At 71.6% G+C, this 15,587-nt stretch carries 14 protein-coding genes; 9 read left to right on the forward strand and 5 right to left on the reverse strand.

All coding sequences use genetic code 11. The annotated features are described in order from the left end of the window. Positions 1–58: 58 nt before the first annotated feature. Positions 59–610 (reverse strand): GNAT family N-acetyltransferase, encoded by a 552-nt coding sequence (locus AB0F40_RS09350; RefSeq protein WP_357465962.1) that lies wholly within the window; start codon positions 608–610, stop codon positions 59–61. A 296-nt stretch (positions 611–906) separates the two neighbouring features. Between AB0F40_RS09350 and AB0F40_RS09355 the strand changes: the two genes are divergently transcribed. Then, positions 907–2,133 (forward strand): pyrophosphate--fructose-6-phosphate 1-phosphotransferase, encoded by a 1,227-nt coding sequence (locus AB0F40_RS09355; RefSeq protein ID WP_357465964.1) that lies wholly within the window; start codon positions 907–909, stop codon positions 2,131–2,133. A 31-nt stretch (positions 2,134–2,164) separates the two neighbouring features. Then, complete coding sequence (locus tag AB0F40_RS09360; RefSeq protein ID WP_357465966.1) at positions 2,165–3,541, forward strand: class II 3-deoxy-7-phosphoheptulonate synthase; 1,377 nt, start codon at positions 2,165–2,167, stop codon at positions 3,539–3,541. 6 nt (positions 3,542–3,547) lie between these two features. On the opposite strand, the gene AB0F40_RS09365 is transcribed toward AB0F40_RS09360, so the two are convergent. Beyond that, positions 3,548–3,913, reverse strand: coding sequence for an Rv2175c family DNA-binding protein (locus AB0F40_RS09365; protein ID WP_357465968.1), 366 nt, complete (start codon positions 3,911–3,913; stop codon positions 3,548–3,550). 126 nt (positions 3,914–4,039) lie between these two features. Here AB0F40_RS09365 and pknB point away from each other — a divergent pair, with 126 nt between their 5' ends. Further along, positions 4,040–5,929, forward strand: coding sequence for a Stk1 family PASTA domain-containing Ser/Thr kinase (pknB, locus tag AB0F40_RS09370; protein ID WP_357465970.1), 1,890 nt, complete (start codon positions 4,040–4,042; stop codon positions 5,927–5,929). A gap of 26 nt (positions 5,930–5,955) precedes the next feature. Here the strand turns inward: pknB and AB0F40_RS09375 are convergent, their stop codons facing one another. Then, positions 5,956–7,104: a polyprenyl synthetase family protein gene (locus AB0F40_RS09375; protein WP_357465972.1), complete on the reverse strand. Its 1,149-nt coding sequence runs from the start codon at positions 7,102–7,104 to the stop codon at positions 5,956–5,958. A 9-nt stretch (positions 7,105–7,113) separates the two neighbouring features. Beyond that, the gene (locus AB0F40_RS09380; protein WP_357465974.1) at positions 7,114–7,683 is read right to left on the reverse strand and encodes a hypothetical protein; all 570 of its coding nucleotides are present in this window, start codon (positions 7,681–7,683) and stop codon (positions 7,114–7,116) included. Between the two features lie 130 nt (positions 7,684–7,813). Between AB0F40_RS09380 and AB0F40_RS09385 the strand changes: the two genes are divergently transcribed. The 3 genes from AB0F40_RS09385 to AB0F40_RS09395 all read left to right on the forward strand — a co-directional run bounded on the left by AB0F40_RS09385 (position 7,814) and on the right by AB0F40_RS09395 (position 11,569). After that, a complete protein-coding gene (locus tag AB0F40_RS09385; RefSeq protein WP_357465976.1) occupies positions 7,814–9,208 on the forward strand; it encodes a DUF4192 domain-containing protein in 1,395 nt (464 codons plus the stop codon). 35 nt (positions 9,209–9,243) lie between these two features. Beyond that, entirely contained in the window at positions 9,244–9,609 is a 366-nt protein-coding gene (locus tag AB0F40_RS09390; protein ID WP_357465978.1) for a universal stress protein, read from the forward strand. 313 nt (positions 9,610–9,922) lie between these two features. Continuing rightward, entirely contained in the window at positions 9,923–11,569 is a 1,647-nt protein-coding gene (locus AB0F40_RS09395; protein ID WP_357465980.1) for an RNA polymerase sigma factor, read from the forward strand. A 257-nt stretch (positions 11,570–11,826) separates the two neighbouring features. Here AB0F40_RS09395 and AB0F40_RS09400 read toward each other — a convergent pair whose 3' ends face one another. Next, a complete protein-coding gene (locus AB0F40_RS09400) occupies positions 11,827–12,033 on the reverse strand; it encodes a hypothetical protein (RefSeq protein ID WP_253867690.1) in 207 nt (68 codons plus the stop codon). A gap of 211 nt (positions 12,034–12,244) precedes the next feature. Here AB0F40_RS09400 and AB0F40_RS09405 point away from each other — a divergent pair, with 211 nt between their 5' ends. From AB0F40_RS09405 to AB0F40_RS09415, 3 genes are all read left to right on the forward strand, one after another. After that, positions 12,245–14,368 carry a DNA topoisomerase IV subunit B gene (locus AB0F40_RS09405; protein ID WP_357465982.1) on the forward strand — a complete coding sequence of 708 codons (2,124 nt, stop codon included), beginning with the start codon at positions 12,245–12,247 and terminating at the stop codon, positions 14,366–14,368. A gap of 79 nt (positions 14,369–14,447) precedes the next feature. Next, a complete protein-coding gene (locus AB0F40_RS09410) occupies positions 14,448–14,891 on the forward strand; it encodes a DUF4430 domain-containing protein (protein WP_357465984.1) in 444 nt (147 codons plus the stop codon). Next, on the forward strand, positions 14,870–15,484 hold the full coding sequence (locus AB0F40_RS09415; protein ID WP_357465986.1) for a DUF6580 family putative transport protein: 615 nt from the start codon (positions 14,870–14,872) through the stop codon (positions 15,482–15,484). The genes AB0F40_RS09410 and AB0F40_RS09415 overlap by 22 nt, the downstream gene beginning before the upstream one ends. The last annotated feature ends 103 nt before the right edge of the window (positions 15,485–15,587 follow it).

Raw genomic sequence — 15,587 nt, forward strand, 5'->3', positions numbered from 1 at the left:
GCCAGGTTCGACCTGGTCCGACGGAGGTTCGAGGCGAGAACCGGTGACTGGTCGACGCCTATGTGGGCCCGTTCGGCAGACTGGTGAAGGAGATCCAGGTGTCCGGCGGCAGGTCCGGGCGACCGGGCACGGCGCGGTGCTCCTCGTCCCACTCCGGCCCGACGGCGGCGGACGCCACCTCCCGCCAGAACCGCACGGCCGGCGGGTTGGTGTCCTGGAACGCGATCTCCCAGCGGCCAGGGAAGCTCGCGAGCACGTGCGCGGCAAGCTGGCGCCCGATGCCGGCGCGCCGCGCGCCCCGCACCACGAAGAACGAGCTGAGCACCCGGCTGGGGCCGTCGAGCCCGCGCACGAGGGCGAACCCGACGGGCGACGCCGGGCCGCCGTCAGCCGGCTCCAGGTGCGCGACGAGGCCGCGCCAGCCGGGTTCGGTGAACGCGGCGTCGAGCCGCTCGCGCCGGAACTGGCCGCTCGCGTCGGGGAGCGCGCCCGACACCTCCGACATGTCGTGCCGGAACAAGAGCCAGAGCCGCTCGAGGACGAGTCGGTCGGCGGGCGTCGTCGGGCGAATAGTCAGTCGTGGTGGCCGGGGGCCGGGAAGGATCGTCACAACAGAAAGCCTCCCGGGCCGCTAGGCACCGGGAGGCTCTTGAGCATTCTCTCACGCGCTGTGGGCCCGAGTCGAGCAGCAGCTCTGCGCGGGCGCGGGTGTGGCGCTGGGAGGACGCGCAGCTTGCGGTTCGGCGCGTACGCGGGGACGCCGTGGGCACCGACCATCGGGTGCTCATTCACCGGACGTGCCGGGCGTGGTCGCCGGCCGTCAGTAGGATGACGACGAAGGGTGCCGCGCGGGCGATCGCCGGTCGTGGTTCCCGTGAACTTTCCCCGATGAGAGGTACTGCTCCGATGGCTGTTCGTCGTGTGGCCCTGCTGACCGCCGGCGGTTTCGCGCCCTGCCTGTCGTCCTCGGTGGGCGGCCTGATCGAGCGTTACACCGAGCTCGACCCCGAGATCGAGATCATCGCCTACCTGCACGGCTACCACGGCCTGCTGACCGGCAACAAGATCGAGATCGACGAGGAGGCCCGGAAGCAGGCTCCGGTACTGCACCGTTTCGGCGGCTCGCCGATCGGCAACTCGCGCGTGAAGCTGACCAACGTCAAGGACGCGGTCAAGCGCGGTCTCGTCAAGGAGGGCCAGGACCCGCTGCACGTCGCCGCGGAGCAGCTCAAGGCCGACGGCGTGGACGTGCTGCACACCATCGGCGGTGACGACACCAACACGACCGCTGCCGACCTCGCCGCCTACCTGCACGACAACGGTTACGAGCTCACCGTGGTGGGCCTGCCGAAGACCATCGACAACGACGTGGTGCCGATCAAGCAGTCCCTCGGCGCGTGGACCGCCGCCGAGGAGGGTGCGAAGTTCGCCGCCAACGTCATCGGCGAGAACCGCGTGGGCCCGCGCATGCTGATCGTGCACGAGGTCATGGGCCGGCACTGCGGCTGGCTGACCGCCGCGACGGCCGGCAAGTACCGCGAGTGGCTCGACGAGCAGGAGTGGGCACCGGCCCTCGGCCTGTCGCGCGAGCGCTGGGACGTGCACGCGGTGTTCCTGCCGGAGCTGGAGATCGACCTCGAGGGCGAGGCCAAGCGCCTGCGCGGCGTCATGGACGAGATCGGCAACGTCAACATCTTCCTGTCGGAGGGCGCTGGCATGCACGAGATCGTGGCGCAGCTCGAGGCCGCGGGCGAGACCGTGGAGCGTGACCCGTTCGGGCACGTGAAGCTCGACACGATCAACCCGGGCCAGTGGTTCGCGAAGCAGTTCGCGGAGAAGCTGGGCGCCGAGAAGACGATGGTGCAGAAGTCGGGCTACTACTCGCGCGCCGCTGCCGCGAACAGCGACGACCTGCGCCTGATCAAGTCGATGACCGACTACGCGGTGGAGTGCGCGCTGCGCGGCGAGTCCGGCGTCATCGGCCACGACGAGGAGGACGGCGACCGGCTCAAGGCCATCGCGTTCCCACGGATCGCCGGCGGCAAGGCGTTCGACGTCTCGCAGGAGTGGTTCGGGCAGATCCTCGCGGACATCGGCCAGCCGCTCGTGCCGGCCGCCCCCGCGGAGCACTGAGCACGGTGCGGGCACCACGAACGGCGAAGCGATGAGCACCGTCACAGATCCGGCCGAGACAGATCCGGCCGAGCGGTCGGCGGACCCGGCGGGTCTCGACCACTACCGCACGCTCACGGCACGCCAGCAGCCGACGTGGCCGGACCCGGCCGCGCTCGCGGCCGCGACCGGCCGCCTGGCGCAGGCCGCGCCCATCGTGGTGCCCGCACAGGCCGACACCCTGACCGAGCGGCTCGCCGCCGCCGGCCGGGGCGAGGCGTTCCTGCTCCAGGGCGGGGACTGCGCGGAGACGTTCGCCGAGGCGAACGCCGACCGCATCCGCAACAAGGTTCGCACCATCCTGCAGATGGCCGTCGTGCTCACGCACGGCGCGAGCACGCCGGTGGTGAAGATGGGCCGCATGGCGGGCCAGTACGCCAAGCCGCGCTCCAGCGACACGGAGACGCGCGACGGCGTGACGCTACCCACCTATCGCGGCGACATGATCAACGGGTTCCCGTTCACGGCGGCGGACCGCGTGCCCGACCCCGAGCGGCTCGAGCAGGCCTACCGGATCTCGGCCGCGACGGCGAACGTGGTCCGTGCCTTCACGCAGGGCGGCTTCGCCGACCTGCGCCAGGTGCACGAGTGGAACCGCGGCTTCATGCGCAACCCCGCCTACGCGCGGTACGAGAAGACGGCGGACGAGATCGACCGCGCCGTCCGGTTCATGCACGCGTGCGGAGCCGACTTCGACGCGCTGCGCTCCGTCGAGTTCTTCGTGAGCCACGAGGCGCTGGTGCTCGACTACGAGCGCGCGCTGACCCGCACCGACCAGCGCACGGGCCGGTCCTACGACACCAGCGCGCACTTCCTCTGGATCGGGGAGCGCACGCGTCAGCTCGACGGCGCCCACGTCGACTTCATGTCCCGCATCGCCAACCCGATCGGCGTGAAGCTGGGCTCCACGACGACGCCGCATGACGCCCTGGCCCTCACCGAGCGGCTCAACCCGGACAACGTCCCCGGCCGGCTCACGTTCATCACGCGCATGGGCGCCGGTCGCGTCCGGGACGTGCTGCCGGGCATCGTCGAGGCGGTGACCTGGTCCGGCGCGAACGTCACCTGGGTGACGGACCCGATGCACGGCAACACCATCACCTCGGACAGCGGCTACAAGACCCGTCGCCTGACGGACGTGCTCGACGAGGTCGCCGGCTTCTTCGAGGTGCACCGCGCGCTGGGCACGGTCCCCGGCGGCCTGCACATGGAGCTCACGGGCGACGACGTGACCGAGGTGCTCGGCGGCAGCGAGGAGGTCTCCGACGCCGGGCTCGCGCTGCGCTACGAGACGCTGGTGGACCCGCGCCTGAACCACCAGCAGTCGCTGGAGCTGGCGTTCCAGGTCGCCGAGATGCTCCGGCGGTGACGACCGTCAGAGCAGGGTCTGCGCCACCCGGCGGACGGCGGCGCGCTTGCCGTTGATCAGGGCGTCGACCGGCTGCTCACCGAGCTCGTCGTTCGGCGTGAACAGCCACTCGAGGATCTCCACCTCGGTGAACCCGGCGTCCGACAGCACCATCACGGTGCCCCGCAACGTGGGGATCACGCCGGGGCGGCCGTCGACCTCCGGCAGCACGAACCTGGCGGGAACCTGGAAGGTGGTCCGCTCGCCGCGCTTGATGCCGACGACGTGCTGGTCGCGGACGAGGCCGCGTGCCTTGCCGACCTCGATGTCGAGGGCCTCGGCGAGGTCGGGCAGGGTCAGCCATTCGCCAACGAGGGCGTCGAGATCTGTCACGGTAGAAGGGTATGCGACAGTGCGCGGGCCCGTGACGCCGCAACGATCCGGCAACGGCATCCTGTCCACTATGCGAGTTTCAGGAGGAGCGTGGGCGGTCACCCGTACACTCCCAGCGTGGCTCAGGTGACGGCAGACTCTCTCATCGGCCGCCTGGTCGACGGGCGGTACCAGATCGTCGCGCGCGTGGCGCGAGGTGGCATGGCCACCGTGTACCGCGCGCACGACAACCGGCTGAACCGCGAGATCGCGCTCAAGGTGATGCACCCGCACCTGGCGGAGGGCGAGCAGGCGGCGAGCTTCCGGGAGCGCTTCGAGCGCGAGGCCCGCTCGGCGGCCGGACTGCAGCACCACGGCGTCGTGGCGGTCTACGACCAGGGCACCGACGGCGACATGCGCTACCTGACCATGGAGTACGTGCCCGGCACCAACCTGCGCGAGCTGATCCGTGACGGCGACCTCACGCTGCGCCGGTCGTTCGCCGTCCTCGACGTGGTGCTCTCCGCGCTCGCCGCCGCACACGCCAAGGGGATAGTGCACCGGGACATCAAGCCGGAGAACGTGCTGCTGGAGCAGGGCACCGGTCGCCCGAAGGTGGCCGACTTCGGTCTGGCCCGCGCCGTCTCCGAGGTGTCCAACACCACGACGGGCACCGTGCTCGGTACCGTCGCGTACCTTGCGCCCGAGACGATCTCCACCGGACACGTCGACGCGCGCGCTGACGTGTACGCCGTGGGGATCCTCGCGTTCGAGATGTTCACCGGCCGCCTGCCGCACGCCGGCGAGGGACCCATCCAGGTCGCGTACGCGCACGTGAACACCGACGTCCCGCCCGTGAGCGCGTTCGCGGGCCACCTGGGCCGCCCGCTGGACCAGCTCGTCCGTGCTCTCACGGCGCGCGATCCGGGCCGGCGCCCGACGGACGCCGCCGTGGCGCTCGACGCGCTGCGGAACACGTTCCAGCAGATCCCCAACGAGGTGCTGGACATACCTGCCAGTGCGGCGCCGCCGCCGTCGCAGGCCGCGGTGAAGGCGGCACGTACCGCGGTGGTGGAGCGGCCGGCGGCCGGTCGCTGGGTGGCTCAGCAGCCGCCGCAGCCGCCGCAGCCTTCGCCGCCGCCGGCGCGGAGACCCCGGCGCGGCCGTAAGGTCCTGCTGGCCGTGGCCGTCCTGGCGGTCCTGTTCAGCGCCTGGTGGTACACGGAGCGTGGCCCGGGCGCGTATGCGGTGGTGCCCGACGGCGTCGTCGGCGTCGCCGCGCAGCAGGCCCAGGAGGCGCTGACCGAGGCGGGGCTGACGCCGCGGAGCGAGGAGCAGCACGACTCCGAGGTACCGGAGGGCGAGGTGATCTCCGTGGTCCCCGACGAGGGGCAGCGCTGGAAGCGCGACGAGCCCGTGCGCCTCGTGGTCTCGCTCGGGCAGGAGCTGGCCGAGGTGCCGGCGGGCCTGGTCGGCATGACCGGGAAGGCGGCGCAGGCGGCGCTGCGGGACGCGGGCCTGACCGACGTCGAGGTCTCACGCGAGTACACGAACGACGGCGCGCGGGACGAGGTCATCTGGGCCTCGGTCCGCGACGGCGACATGGTCCCGACGGACGAGCACGTGCGGCTCACCGTGTCGGACGGGCCACCACCGGTCACGGTGCCGGAGGTCGTCGGCCTCGGCGCCGACGAGGCCACGGAAACGCTGGAGGCCGAGGATTTCGACGTGCGCCGGCAGGACCGGTTCGACGAGGAGGTACCAGCAGGCACCGTCCTCGGTACCGAGCCGGCCGGCGGTGCCGGTGCGCAGCAGGGGGGCACCGTGACGATCGTCGTCAGCCAGGGCCCGGAGGGAACGGTGCCCGACGTCGTGGGGATGTCGGTCGAGGACGCCCGGACGACGCTCGAGGAGGCCGGCTACACGGTGGTGCTGCGCGGCTTCGGCGAGCTGTTCGGCGACGGGGTCACTGAGACGAGGCCGGCAGCGGGCAAGCACCTGAAACAGGGCGGAGAGGTCACCGTCTGGACCTGGTGACCGGACGGGTTCCCCGGCAGCTCAGGTCAGGCCGCCCGGTCGACGGCGGCGTGGGCCAGATCGGTCAGCACGCCTCGGCCGGGCTCGGTCAGGTGCGCCAGGTCCAGCAGCGCGTGGGCGCGGACGGACAGGTCGGCGATGAGCTGCTCGACCGCGTCCAGCGCACCCGAGCCGACGATGATCTCCCGCACCCTGGCGACGTCCTCGTCGGACAGGCCGGGGTCGCCCAGCGCGGCGGTCAGCGTCGCGGCCTCCGGCCCGTCGGCGTCGGGCAGCAGCGCCAGGGTGCGCGCCACGACGACCGTGCGCTTGCCCTCACGCAGGTCGTCGCCGGCAGGCTTGCCCGTGACGGCCGGGTCGCCGAAGACACCGAGCACGTCGTCCCGGAGCTGGAACGCCTCGCCGAGGGGCAGCCCGGCCGCCTCGATCCCGGCGGCCGCCTGCGCACCCCGGCCGGCCAGGAGCGCGCCGAGCGCCAGCGGCGCGGCCACCGAGTAGCTGGCGGACTTGGCGCGCAGCACCTTCCGGGCGCGCTCCTCGTCCGAGGCCGGGTCGCCGCCCCAGGGCTCGGCCTGGACCAGCACGTCCAGGTACTGGCCGACGACCACCTCGCTCTGCATCACGTCGAAGCGAGCGCGCGCCGCCGCGGCGACATCGGCCGCCAGCGGCGCGAGCGCCGCCGAGAGCTCGCGCTGGGCGGCGAGCAGCACCAGGTCGCCGAGCAGGATCGCGGCGGCGTCACCGAACCGCACCGCGTCGCCGGACCAGTCGGCCCCGGCGTGCTTGGCCGCGAAGGCCCGGTGCGCGGTGGGGCGGCCGCGCCGCGTGTCGGAGTTGTCCATCACGTCGTCGTGCAGCAGCGCCGCCGCCTGGAACAGCTCGAGCGCCGCCCCCACCCGGACCGCCGCGACCCGCGCCGGGTCCGTGGGATCGGCAGCCCCGCCGTGCGCACGGAACGACCAGTAGCAGAACGCGGCGCGCAGCCGCTTGCCCCCCATGAGCAGACCGGCGGCCTCCTCGACCAGGACCTCCGCGCTCGGGCTGATCGCACTCACCTCTGCGACCAGCCGGTCGAGGTGAGCGGTCACGGCGGCGTCGACGTCGGCGCGGAGGCTCTCGGCGTCGAGCAGGGCTACGGGGTTCAGGGCGCCGGTTCGGGCGGATGAGACGGACACCGCCCCAGCCTATGGGGTGCGGACAGTACCGCTGATCGAGGCGAGACGGCGCTCGCCGTCGTCGAGCACGCCCACGATGAGCGACTCCTGGACCTCACCGGCCTTGGACCTGGAGACCCGCAGGAACGCGGTCTGCGCGGTGAGACCGCTCGAGTCCGGCGCCTCGATCTGCTCGAAGCCCTGATCGACCAGGATCTTCTTGACCTGTGCGACGAGCTTCTTGGTCGGCTGGCTCGACGACAGGTTGAGCGTCACCTGCGTCATCGGGGTGCTCTTGGCCTTCGAGTCCCGAGGGACCGGCGCGGGGCTCGCCGACGACGCGAGCAGGAGGGCGCCCTTCGGCATCGGGAACAGGTCGGGCGGGAACCCGTCCGCGTAGGTCCCGACGGCCGACGCCGGGTCGAAGGTCGGCAGCTGGGTGGGCCCGCCGGACACGGCTGAACGGGGCTCGGGCGTGCCCGACGCCGTGGCGGCCGATGCCGGTCGCTCAACCCCCGTGCCGCATCCCCCTGTCGCCAGCGCCAGCCCGACGGCGGCAGCGAGCGCTGCCGTACGGCGAGCGGTGGCGAGGTGAGGCACGTCGGACACCGTAGCCGGAGAGACCCTCGCGACGACAGTGCAAGGGTCCGAGCGCGACCACATGAAACTCGTTGTCCACACCGTCCACCTGGGCGCGCCGCCGCCCCGCGGGAGCGCTGGGATCGATCGCATGAACCCCAAGGACACGACCTCCAAGAACCTCGGCCGGCGGTCGGCGGTGCCGAACGCGACGGTGGTCCGCGTCGCCGGACCCGAGGACCTGCTCGCCTACATCCCCTACCGGCTGGGCTTCGAGCCCGCCGAGTCCGTCGTCGCGGTGAGCCTGACCGGACCGCGTCAGCGGGTCGGGCTCGTGGCACGGGTCGACCTCGACGACCTCCGCCTGCGGCAGCCCGACGAGCCGGACGGACCGGACGGCGCGGCGACCGCCCGCTGGCTCGCCGACCACGTGGTGGCCGACGGCGCGGACCGCGCGGTGGTGGTCCTGTACACCGCCACCGACCCGACGGCGCCTTCGGGTGCCGCGCGGCGGGCCGTCGACCTGCTGCGGGCACGGCTCGAGCGCCGGCTCCCCGGGACGGAGGCCTGGGTCGTGACCCCTACGGGGTTCCGTGCACTCGACTGCTCCGACCCGATGTGCTGCCCGGCCGAGGGGCGGCCGCTGGCTGCGCTGCAGGGCACGCGCGTCGCCGCCCACATGGTGCTGGAGGGTCGCACCGTGGCCGGCACGCGCGAGGAGCGGTACGCACTGCGGGCCGCTCCCGAGGCGGCGCGCACCCAGGCACGCCGAGCTGCGGCCCGCTGGACCGACACCTACCGCCGGCTCCTGAACGGGACAAGGTTCCCGGGCGGTGGCGGGCCGATCGACGGTGCGGTGCCGGTCGACGGCGCTACTTGGGTTGACAGCACCGAGCGGCGCTCAGGCCCCGCCGACGGATCGTCGACTGCCCGCCAGCACGACCTGCACGACCTGCGCGCGCACCGGGCGCTGGGGGAGTGGGGCGCCGAGAGCCTGGGCCTGTGGCGCTCCGCTGCGCGTGTCGCGGCAGGCACCAGGCCCGGCCAACCGCTGGAGCTGTCGCCGGTAGACCTCGGGAAGATCGGCGCGGCGCTCGCTGACACGTCGGTGCGGGACGCCGTGCTGCTGAGCCTCGCACCGGGTACCGAGGAGACGGCGCTGCGTACCGCCCGCCGCCAGGTGGACGGCGACACCGACACGGCCACAGGGATGGTCATGGCACGGATCGTCGACCCGGAGCAGGGGATGCCCCCGGACGAGGAGACCACGCGTGCGGCACGCGACGTGCTGGAGGCGGTGGTCACCCACGTCCCGCGGAACCGGCGGGCGCCGGCCTACCTGCTGCTGGCGCTGATCGCGTGGTGGCGTGGCGACGGCGGACTGGCCACCGAGCGGGTGTCGGACGCGCTGGGGGTGGACCCGAGCTACCGGCTCGCGCTGCTGCTGCGCGGGGCGATCGTCGGGGGAGTCCCGCCCGGCTGGGTGCGGCGGGAGCGCGGACCGTTCCCAGGCGAGCCGGGACCGGAGGAAGCGGCGGCGGTGTGAGGCACGGGGCTCGGTGTGGGGTAGCGTCGGTCGACATGACGATCGTCGTCGGCCACCTCGCCACGCCCGAGGGCCAAGAGGCTCTGCGAACCGCTGTCACCGAGGCCAGGGAACGGGAGGTACCGCTGGTCGTCGTCACCAACAGCAAGCGTCCGGCGGACGAGTGCAAGGCTGAGACCGACGAGCTGGTCGGCCGGCTCGCCGGTGAGGTCGAGGTGCGCGTCGAGCTCGGCACCGGCGACCTGGCCGAGGACCTGATCCGCACCGCCACGAGCACGGTGGCCGGCCTGATAGTGATCGGCCTGCGCAAGCGCAGCCCCGTCGGGAAGCTCATCCTGGGCGCGGGTGCCCAGCGAATTCTGGTCGAAGCGCCGTGCCCGGTGCTGGCCGTCAAGGTCTGATCGGGCAGGGCCCGAGCGTCCGGCCGGGTGAGATCCGGTGCGGTCTGCCCGGGGCCGGCGCTTGTCCCGTGCCTGGTCCAGCGCGGATTCCAGGTGGCCGGGAATGGTGCGGCCACCTGGTTCGTTGACTCTTGGCACGCGAGATTCAGATCCACCTGCGGGGCTGCCCCGCCGGACGTGACTTCGCACTGACTTTGTCCATATCGCCGCGTTCGTCGCGGCAGACATGGAGGTCGACGGTACAATATATATGTTCGCCGACGGAAGCAGAAGGTCCAGTGAAGGCCCCGTCGGCGGTACACCGCCCCCTCGAATGCCGAAAGGTCGGTTTGTGGCGCCCACTCCGCTGAAAGCCCCCCAGGACATCGCTCCTGTCCCTGCACGCGACAACCTGCCCCGTGAGTTCGAGCATCCTGCCCTGCAGGAGCTCCTCGCTCGTGGCGCCGCCGACGGCTCGGTCGACGCCGAGAACTTCCGGCGTGCATGCGAGACCGCGGAGGTTGGTGACGCCAAGCGGCTCAAGGCGGTGCTGCGGGCACTGGCCAACGCCGGTGTGCAGGTCGGACTACCCACCGTGACGAAGGTGGCCGCCGCCGCGGCCACGCGTTCCACCGCTGTCGCCGCCAAGGCCCCCGCCGACGGCGAGGCCGACGCCTCCGCGAAGCCCGCCCGGCGTACCCGCACGACGGCCGCGAAGAAGACCCCGGCGCGTTCCACCGCGAAGCCGAAGGACGCCGACGAGGCCGAGCCGAACGACGTCGACGAGACCGCCACGAGCACGCGGAAGAAGCCGGCGGCCAAGACCGCCGCCAAGAAGCCCGCCGCTCGCGGCAAGTCGAAGTACGACAACATCGAGCCCGACGGTGTTGCCGTCGACGAGCCCGAGGAAGAGACCGACTCCGGTCCTGAGATCGTCACCAAGGCCACCCGTGGCCGTGGCGGCAAGGCGGCCAAGGAGGGTGACGAGAGCGCCGGCTTCGTCGTCTCCGACAAGGACGACGACGACCAGCCCGCGCAGCAGGTCGTCACCGCCGGTGCCACGGCGGACCCGGTCAAGGACTACCTGAAGCAGATCGGTAAGGTCGCGCTGCTGAACGCGGAGCAGGAGGTCGAGCTCGCGAAGCGCATCGAGGCCGGTCTGTTCGCGGAGGAGCGGCTCGCCACCACGGAGTTCGACCGGACCGACAAGGACCAGCGCCGGTTCGAGCGCGACCTCAAGTGGATCGCGCACGACGGCAAGCGCGCCAAGAACCACCTGCTGGAGGCCAACCTCCGCCTCGTGGTCTCGCTGGCCAAGCGCTACACGGGCCGCGGCATGCTGTTCCTGGACCTGATCCAGGAGGGCAACCTCGGTCTGATCCGCGCGGTCGAGAAGTTCGACTACACCAAGGGCTACAAGTTCTCGACCTACGCCACCTGGTGGATCCGGCAGGCCATCACGCGTGCCATGGCCGACCAGGCCCGCACCATCCGTATCCCGGTGCACATGGTCGAGGTCATCAACAAGCTGGCCCGTGTGCAGCGTCAGATGCTTCAGGACCTGGGCCGCGAGCCCACGCCGGAGGAGCTGGCCAAGGAGCTGGACATGACCCCCGAGAAGGTGGTCGAGGTCCAGAAGTACGGCCGCGAGCCCATCTCGCTGAGCACCCCGCTCGGTGAGGACGGCGACAGCGAGTTCGGCGACCTCATCGAGGACTCCGAGGCTGTCGTGCCGGCCGACGCCGTGTCGTTCACGCTCCTGCAGGAACAGCTCCACCAGGTGCTCGACACGCTCTCGGAGCGTGAGGCCGGTGTGGTCTCCATGCGGTTCGGCCTGCAGGACGGTCAGCCCAAGACGCTCGACGAGATCGGGAAGGTCTACGGCGTGACGCGCGAGCGCATCCGCCAGATAGAGTCCAAGACGATGTCGAAGCTCCGCCACCCCTCGCGGTCGCAGGTGCTGCGCGACTACCTCGACTGATCTCGGTCGACCTCAGCAGGACGTGAGCCGGTCCCGGACAGGGGCCGGACAGGACGCCGGGCGGATGCGCTTCTTCCGAAGCTCACCCGCCCGGCGTCGTCGTGCGTCGAGTGCTCTGCGCGGGGATGCCACCGTGGGCCCAGAAGATCGTGGGCCAGAAGATGTCGTGCGCCGGGCATGACGACGGCGGTGAGTCACCTCACAGGGTGACTCACCGCCGTCTGTTGTCTACGGTCCGGTGGGTGTCCGGCCTGGGTTCAGGCCTGGCCGTGCTCCGCGTGGAGCCGGTCGGTCTCGTCCTGGACGTGGGTGGCGATGTCCGCATAGGCGGACGCGTGTGCACGGGCGTGGTGGCCGCAGAAGAGCAGCTCGCCTACGGGCAGAACGACACGCACGTAGGCCTGGGCGCCGCAGCGGTCGCAGCGGTCGAGGGCGGTGAGCGGTTCGGTCGTCAAGGTCGTCACATCTCCATCCAACCATTCGCTCGCGCGGTTCATGCCAGCCCGGGTGGCCGGTTCGCTGCGAGCATAGCGGCGTGCCTCACAGTGTTGGAGGCCATCCGCCCCCAATTGCGCTGAAAGGGTAATTTCCGTCATGGGGTGAATCTTGAGCCGTCAGGCCGCCCTCAGGGAGCGCCTCACCGAGGTTGTCGGTGACCTCGTCTACGCTGTCGCCGTGACCGCAACGTCCGAGTCGTACACCGCTCGCCATCTGTCCGTCCTCGAGGGTCTCGAGGCGGTTCGTAAGCGTCCCGGCATGTACATCGGGACCACCGACTCCCGTGGCCTGATGCACTGCCTCTGGGAAGTCATCGACAACTCCGTCGACGAGGCCCTGGGTGGCCACGCCACGAAGATCGGCATCGTGCTGCACGCCGACACGTCCGTGACGGTGACCGACGACGGTCGCGGCATCCCGGTCGACATCGAGCCGAAGACGGGCCTGAGCGGCGTCGAGGTGGTCTACACCAAGCTGCACGCCGGCGGTAAGTTCGGCGGCGGCTCCTACCAGGCCTCCGGTGGTCTGCACGGGGTCGGTGCCTCCGTGGTCAACGCCCTGTCCGCGCGCCTCGACGTCGAGGTGGACCGCGCCGGCAAGACGTACCGCATGACTTTCCACCGCGGCGAGCCGGGCACGTTCTCCGACCCGGCGTCCGGGCCCAGCCCCGACGCGGTGTTCCAGCCGTTCGTCGACCACTCCGAGCTCGGCGTGGTGGGCAAGGTGCCGCGCGGCCGCACCGGTACCCGTGTGCGCTACTGGGCCGACCGGCAGATCTTCCCCAAGTCCGCCGTGTTCAGCTACGACGAGCTGGTCACCCGCGTTCGCCAGACGACGTTCCTGGTGCCCGGCCTCGAGATCCTGGTGCGCGACGAGCGCGGGCTGCCCGGCACGCCGGGCGAGGACGGGCCGCACGAGGAGGTCTTCAAGCACAGCGGCGGCGCCGCCGACTTCGTGGAGTTCCTCGCCCCCGACTCACCGGTCACGGCGACCTGGGTGCTGCAGGGCGCCGGCACGTTCAAGGAGACCGTCCCGGTGCTCGACGAGCGCGGCCACATGTCGCCGCGCGAGCTGCAGCGCGACTGCGAGGTGGACATCGCGCTGCGCTGGGGCACCGGCTACGACACCGAGGTGCGTTCCTTCGTCAACATCATCTCGACGCCCAAGGGCGGCACGCACCTGACCGGGTTCGAGCAGGGTCTGCTCAAGGTGATCCGCAAGGGTGTCGAGACCAACGCGCGCAAGCTCAAGGTCTCCACCAAGGACGGCGCGGAGCGCATCGAGAAGGACGACGTGCTCGCCGGCCTCACCGCCGTCGTCACCGTGCGCCTGTCCGAGCCGCAGTTCGAGGGGCAGACCAAGGAGGTGCTGGGCACCGGTCCGGTGCGCCAGATCGTCTCCCGCGTGGTCGAGAAGGAGATCCAGGCGCGCCTGACCTCCGCGAAGCGGGACGAGAAGACGCAGGCGTCGCTGCTCCTGGACAAGGTGGTCGCCGAGATGCGTGCGCGGATCACCGCGCGCAAGCAGAAGGAGATCTCGCGCCGCAAGAACGCGCTGGAAACCTCTTCGCTGCCCGCGAAGCTCGCCGACTGCCGCTCGAACGACGTTGAGCGGTCCGAGCTGTTCATCGTGGAGGGCGACAGCGCGCTCGGTACCGCCAAGCTCGCGCGCTCCAGCGACTTCCAGGCGCTGCTGCCGATCCGCGGCAAGATCCTCAACGTCCAGAAGGCGTCGATCAGCGACATGCTCCGCAACGCGGAGTGCGCGGCGATCATCCAGGTGCTCGGTGCGGGCTCCGGCCGGTCCTTCGAGATCGAGGCCGCCCGCTACGGCAAGATCATCATGATGACCGACGCCGACGTGGACGGCGCCCACATCCGCACGCTCCTGCTGACCCTCTTCTACCGGTACATGAAGCCGATGGTGGAGGCCGGGCGGGTGTTCGCGGCGGTCCCGCCGCTGCACCGCGTCGAGGTGATCGGTAACGGCCGCCGCAAGAACGAGTACATCTACACGTACTCGGAGGCCGAGCTGGGTGCCACGCTGAAGAAGCTCGACAAGGCAGGCCGCCGCTACAAGCCGGACATCCAGCGGTACAAGGGCCTGGGCGAGATGGACGCCGACCAGCTCGCGGAGACGACTATGGACCCGCGCTTCCGCACGCTGCGCCGGGTCACCGCGGAGCACGCCGAGGCGGCCGAGCGCGCGTTCGAGCTCCTGATGGGTACCGACGTGGCGCCCCGCAAGGAGTTCCTCATCGCCGGTGCGGCCGAGCTGGACCGCTCGCGCATCGACGTCTGACTCGGGGGTGCGTGGGGGCGGCCCGCCGAGGGCTGGGACGGCCGCGCCGCGCGGTGCGTGCCGACCTACACTCGCCAGCGTGAACACGACTTCTGCCCGCCCGCTCCGGGCGCTCGGTGCGGCGGCCGCCGCACTTCTCCTGACGGGTCTGCTCGCGGCCTGCGGCGCGACCGGTGAGTCCGGGACGGCGGCCACGGCGACGACCAGCGCGCCGTCGGACGCCGCCTCCAGCAGCGCCGCGCCGTCCGACAGTGCCGCGCCGTCCGACGGCGGAGAGACCCTCGCGTACGCGGGGCGCACCGGGTCCACCGCCCTGGAGCTGCTGCTCGAGGCGGACCCGTCGGCCGAGGTCACGGGCGAGGGCGAGAACGCGTACGTGACCGCGATCGGCGGCCGTGCGGCGGACGACGCCAAGAGCGAGTTCTGGGCGCTGTCCGTGGACGGCGAGCCCGCCCAGGTCGGAGCGGGCACACTGGAGACAACGGACGGTCAGGAGATCACGTGGACGCTCGAGACCTACTGAGCACGGAGCCCGGCCGTCGCGACCTGACGGTCCGGGAGCTGTCCCGCCGCTGGTGGCGGCCCGCGATCGTGGTGCTGGTGCTGACGGCCGCTGTGCTGTGGCGGCTGGTCGCCCCGGAGCTGGGCGCGCCGCCGAACCTTGAGATCGCTACCGCTGCGACCTTCCTCGCGGTGCTGCTGCTGCGCAACCGATGGGCCGCTGTCGTTCCGTTCGCGGTGGTCGCGGTGAGCGACGCGCTGCTCGGCAACACCCAGATCATGTGGTTCACCTGGTCGGCGTGGGCGGTGGTGGGCGTTGGCGCGATCGTCGCGCGGCACCTTCGGGGCCCGAGCCGGTACGCGGCCGCGTTCGGCGTCGGCGTGGGCGGCTCGCTCTGGTTCTTCGCCTGGACAAACTTCGGGGTCTGGCTCATCGACGGGATGTACCCGGCGACGCTTGACGGGCTGCTCGCGAGCTATGCGGCGGGTCTGCCGTTCCTGCGCACCATGCTGCTGGGCAACCTGGTGCTGGTGCCGCTCGCCGCCGTCGTCGCCTCTCTGGTGGAACGCGCCGAGGTGGCCGTCGTCGCCGCGCCGACGGCAGTGGAGGGCTAAGCCGTCCCAGTTGGCTGTCGGGTGGCGCGAGTGACTTCGGTCGGGGGGGGGGGGGTTGGGGGGGGGGGGGGGCCGGGGGGGGGGGTGCCACCCCCCCAGGAGA

This window comes from Promicromonospora sp. NPDC023987, assembly GCF_040639055.1.
GTDB lineage: Bacteria > Actinomycetota > Actinomycetes > Actinomycetales > Cellulomonadaceae > Promicromonospora.